This is a genomic window from Moraxella sp. CTOTU47724 (genome assembly GCF_032014955.1).
Taxonomy (GTDB): domain Bacteria; phylum Pseudomonadota; class Gammaproteobacteria; order Pseudomonadales; family Moraxellaceae; genus Faucicola; species Faucicola tetraodonis.
This window is the reverse complement of the sequence record NZ_DALZSV010000094.1, coordinates 1-4135: the sequence shown is the minus strand read 5'-3', so window position 1 is coordinate 4135 and position 4135 is coordinate 1. Positions and strand designations below refer to the sequence as shown.

Sequence of the window (4135 nt, the reverse complement as noted above, 5' to 3'; positions counted from 1 at the left end):
AAAACTGTGAGCGTCATTTAAATTCGAGCCTTCAATTTACCAATCTTGCTTTCATTGCTTTGTTATTGAAAAGATTGTGAACAGGTTCTTAGAATATGATAGTGAACGCGCGGGAGATTTTGCACCGTTACAACATATCAAAAATCAGCAAGTTGTACTAGGTCTGGTCACGTCAAAAACAGGCGATTTGGAAGATAAAAACGTTATTATTGAGCGGATTAAAGAAGCAGCCCAGTTTGTAGATATTAACCAGTTATGTATAAGTCCCCAATGTGGTTTTGCCTCAACCGAAGAAGGTAATATTTTGACTGAAGAAGCTCAATGGGCAAAACTCGATTTAATTAAAGAGATTGCTGATGAGGTATGGGGTAACTAGTGACCTCTGCTGTCAACAATGGAGAAAAAAACTTGGTAGATTGATGTTACTGTTATTTTCTTTGAATTTGACGATGGATTCAGCTTTGAATGTTTAACTGTATTCTTTTCTTAGTCACGATAAACTTCTGTTTAGTATTCTAGGTTACCAAATATTTTCTTCCGTTTTTCAGCATATATCAGATTTAGTTATGCCTACCAAACTTTAAATTAATTGAGTAGAACGCATTACCTTACACAACAATACTTTATACTTTTTTATTGTCATGTTTAAATAAAACCGCTTAAAAACAACCTGATAATAAAAAAGGTACTTAACCTATGATAATGAATAAAAACGTGAATAATAAATGGCATGCTGACCCATTTTTTCAACAAGCCACCCACACAAGACAGATGTCACAAGGTCAAGCTCAGCTGCCTATTAAGTACTTTGATGTGTCAAGCCTGATTGCTTTTTTTATGGTGGATTATGACAAAGCAGTCAGTGTATTGGACAATCCAAAGTTAAAGGTTGCCAAGCTTATAGGCAATAAAGCGCTATTTAGTCTAGCTTTCTATGATTATCGTGAATTAACTGATGGCGAGCCTTATCACGAAGTTGCATCGAGTATGCTTGTCTATCCTGCAGACCAAGACACACCTGCTCATCCATTGATGGAAATGACATTACCACCAGATCGACGCAATACCGGTATGTGGATTTGTGATTTACCGGTAACCACTGAAGCTGCGTGTCGTGCAGGTAAAGAATTATGGAGCTACCCGAAATTCGTCACCGATATTGATTTTAATTTAAACGATAAGGATTTTAGTAGTTCTGTCAAACATCCAGAGAATCCTCAAACATCCATCTTGTCATTATCAGGTACGATCGGCGTCTCAGTTACCGCCCCTTGGGCAGACTTAGTTTTATATTCAATGTTAAATGATGCGTTAATAAGGGCAACCGCAGATACACGTACATTAAATGGCGCTAAAATTGCCACTAAAGGTAATCTTAAGCTAAGTGTTGATTCAACGAACACTCACCCAATGACACAAAGGCTCAATAGCCTTGAGTTAAATGGCGCGACACCTTTTTCAGTCACCTTTACTGATAGCTTGCAATTGCGTTTAAATGAAGGCGTAATTTTTGATTGATAATTCGAACTTCAAAAACCTGCTTATAGAGGTCACCACAGAAAACGGAATAATAGCACGTTCAGGAATTTTGTCGGGTTTTACCCGCTTCTAAGAACCTGTTCACAATCTCTTCAATAACAAAGCGATGAAAGCAAGACTGGTAAATTGAAGGCTCGAATTTAAAAGACGCTCACAGTTTTTCCATAAGCGTCTATTTTTCTCAAGCCAAGCAAACGAACGTTCTACAACCCATCGCTTTGGTATGACTTTAAACGTGTGCAATTCATCTCTTTTGGCAACTTCTGTGGTAACGGTTTCGCCTAAAATAGATTTAACACTATTAGCAAATGGCTCACCTCGATAACCGCCATCAACCATCACATTTTTTACGCGGCTTAATCGTTTAGCATGTTGACGAAGTAACGTTTTAGCACCCTCACGGTCGGTGATATTGGCAGTGGTAATACAGATAGCATGCGGTAAGCCTTGGCTATCTACCGCAATATGATGTTTAATCCCTGATACTTTTTTACCGGCATCCTAGCCTTTGTACTTAGCGGTATCTGTGTTCTTAACGCTTTGGGCGTCGATGATGATAAAACTGGTTTTACCCTTGCGTTTGTGCTTCTTTCGCGCTCTTTTGACCAATTTTTTTTAAGGCTTGGTCAAGAATGCTTTTGTCTTCTTCGTCAAGCTCGCTCCATTTCTGAAAGTAGGCGTGGACGGTGCGCCATTTGGGAAAGTCGTGGGGCAGCTGTCGTCATTGGCAACCTGTTCTGACTACATACAATAACCCACAGAATACGTCATAAAGGTCAACCGTTCTTGGTTTGGTCTTCTTCCTAGCACTTTCTAGAATGGGTAATATGTACTCAAATTGTTTTCGGCTAATGTCGCTTGGATAGGCTTTTCTCATGGTGATTGATTCGGTTATTAATCAATTATGTAGTTTATCCTAGCATATTTTCTAATCGTGAACAGGTTCTAAGACTGCTTGATAATCTCTACCCAGTGTTTTCTCCGTTTTTTTCAGCATACATTATTTTGTCATATTTATGGATTAGGCTACAGAATATTTATTATGAGATTAACTTATGCAAAATTCTGTTAAATTTTTATTATCAAGCTTAACATTATCGATGTTATTAGTTGGCTGTAATGATGATAATAACTCAAATACATCATCTTTTAATTATCCCCCATCAAACCCATCTTCACCAACCATACCTAAAGTTGAAGAAAAATTTTACCAAACCAAAACACCGTATCAGCCTCAACAAGATACCACTAGTTACGAGAGGGCTCCCACAGGGTATAATGCGGTTTTTACAGAATCTGTTGCAAGACATGGCTCACGTGGACTATCAAGCCTAAAATATGATTTAGCTTTATATAATTTATGGCTAAAAGCAAAAGAAGAGGGCGCCTTAACTAGCTTGGGTGAGCAGTTAGGACCTGATTTGCAAAAAATGATGACAACCAATATTCTACTTGGCTATGGCGTTGAAGGGATTAGCAAACCAGGGTATGGGAATGAAACCCGTATTGGTATCAAAGAACATCGAGGTATCGCAGATAGATTATTACAACGGTTACCGGAACTATTTAATCAAGCTGCTACCAATCAAAAACATATTCAAGTAGTCAGCTCAGGTGTAGACCGTGCAGTAGACAGTGCTAAGTTTTTTACCAACGAGTTAATAACTAAACAACCTTCACTAAAATCGATAGTTACCCCTCAGAGTTACACTCAGTTAAGTAAAAATAGTTTGCCAAGTATCACTGATGACGGTGTAAATCGATTCTTATTGTATTTCCATAGTCTAAACGCCACTGATGATTTAGTGACGATGAGCACTGACCCTAATTATGAAATTTACACAGCTAGTCAGAATTATCAAGAATTTGAATCGAATAATAAAGACTTACAGCAAAAGCTTAGCCTGATCAATAGTGATAAAAAAGCACAAGATACTGCTGTGCAGGTATTAACACCTTTATTTAAACCTGAATTTATTAATAAGTTGGGACAAATTGGCTATACTTTCAGTAATCAAGGAAGTATTACTGCTACAGCACCTGATGGCAAAGTACTAACTGAAACTGGGAAAGGTAAAAATACGATTGCAACTGCTGTCGATGCCGCTGCGTATTTATATGAACTTTACTCAATTAACGGTGGCATGGCAGATGAGTTAGGAGCTACAAGCTTTAATAAATATATGCCTCTGTCCGCTGCCGAATATTATGCTCAATTTAATGATGCCAATGATTTTTACCAGAAAGGACCAAGTTTTAGTGAATCTGGTAATGTGACATCAACCATGGCGAAAGGATTGAAACAAGATTTCTTTACTCAAGTAGATAAAGTTATTGATGGCAATCAAAATAATGTAGCGGTTTTACGCTTTACTCATGCTGAGATTATGATTCCATTAGCAACCTCTTTTGAATTAAAAAACATGATGTCGCCTTTACCACTAACACAAACTTATAATTATCAAAATAGCTCGTGGCGTGGGGTGGATATATCACCTATGGCAGCTAACATGCAGTGGGATATTTATAAAAATGGTAACAATAAAGTTTTAGTTAAAATGCTATATAATGAGAAAGAAACCCTATTTAAGCCCAG

At 37.6% G+C, this 4135-nt stretch carries 3 protein-coding genes and 1 pseudogene; 3 read left to right on the top strand and 1 reads right to left on the bottom strand.

Features of this window, described 5'->3' with window-relative positions:
- Positions 1 to 76: 76 nt before the first annotated feature.
- Positions 77 to 376 carry a uroporphyrinogen decarboxylase/cobalamine-independent methonine synthase family protein gene (locus tag RTR63_RS11560; protein ID WP_312524397.1) on the top strand — a complete coding sequence of 100 codons (300 nt, stop codon included), beginning with the start codon at positions 77 to 79 and terminating at the stop codon, positions 374 to 376.
- 338 nt (positions 377 to 714) lie between these two features.
- Positions 715 to 1518: an acetoacetate decarboxylase family protein gene (locus RTR63_RS11555; RefSeq protein WP_312524395.1), complete on the top strand. Its 804-nt coding sequence runs from the start codon at positions 715 to 717 to the stop codon at positions 1516 to 1518.
- 102 nt (positions 1519 to 1620) lie between these two features.
- Here the strand turns inward: RTR63_RS11555 and RTR63_RS11550 are convergent.
- Positions 1621 to 2416 (bottom strand): annotated as a pseudogene (locus RTR63_RS11550) (IS5 family transposase).
- A 178-nt stretch (positions 2417 to 2594) separates the two neighbouring features.
- On the opposite strand from RTR63_RS11550, the gene RTR63_RS11545 reads away from it, so the two are divergent.
- The coding region (locus RTR63_RS11545; protein ID WP_312524393.1) for a histidine-type phosphatase at positions 2595 to 4135 on the top strand (1541 nt) is incomplete at its 3' end.